General features: G+C 67.9%; 1 protein-coding gene. It reads right to left on the minus strand.

Translation table 11 applies throughout. The features are described from left to right. On the minus strand, window positions 1–629 hold a 629-nt coding region (locus ACTHQS_RS21035), incomplete at both ends, for an L-serine ammonia-lyase, iron-sulfur-dependent, subunit alpha (RefSeq protein ID WP_440172743.1).

Here is a 629-nt window from a genome sequence, read left to right on the forward strand (position 1 = left end):
ACGGCGCCGGCGGCGAGCAGGAACCGCACCACCACGTCGTCCCGGTCTTCCTGGGTGGCCTGGTCCATGCCCGGGGCGAAGTGCAGCGCGTAGAACAGCACCGCGGGGATGATCCCCGCCGCCCCGTTCGTGGGGGCGGTGACTACCCGGCCGCCGGAGGCGTTCTCTTCGTTTACCGCCAGGGCCACCAAGTTAACCCACTCCTGCCAATACCTGGGGTCGTAGTGGTCCTGCCCGTCCTGCCCGTCATTGTCGGTGTCTTCGGGGCGGGCGGTTTCCTTCTTCAGCCGTTCGTACCAGTCCGGGGCGCGGCGGCGGACCTTCAACCCGCCCGGCAGCACCCCCTCACGCTTGAGCGAGGTCTGCACGCAGTTCTCCATCACGGACCAGATATGCAGCAGCCCGGCCCGGATCTCCGCCTGACTGCGGGAGGCTTTCTCGTTCACGAACATCACATCCGCGATGCCCAGCCCGGTCACCGCGCAGTGCTCCAGCAGTTCCGCCGCGGTCCTGAACGGCAGCGGCAGTTCCTCCTTGGACGCGTCCAGTTCCTGCTGCGCCGCGTCCTCCTCCCCCTCACGGACAATGAACCCGCCACCGACCGAGAAGAACGTCGCCGCATGCACCAC

The organism is Arthrobacter sp. SAFR-044, assembly GCF_051965175.1.
In the GTDB taxonomy this organism is placed as follows: domain Bacteria; phylum Actinomycetota; class Actinomycetes; order Actinomycetales; family Micrococcaceae; genus Arthrobacter.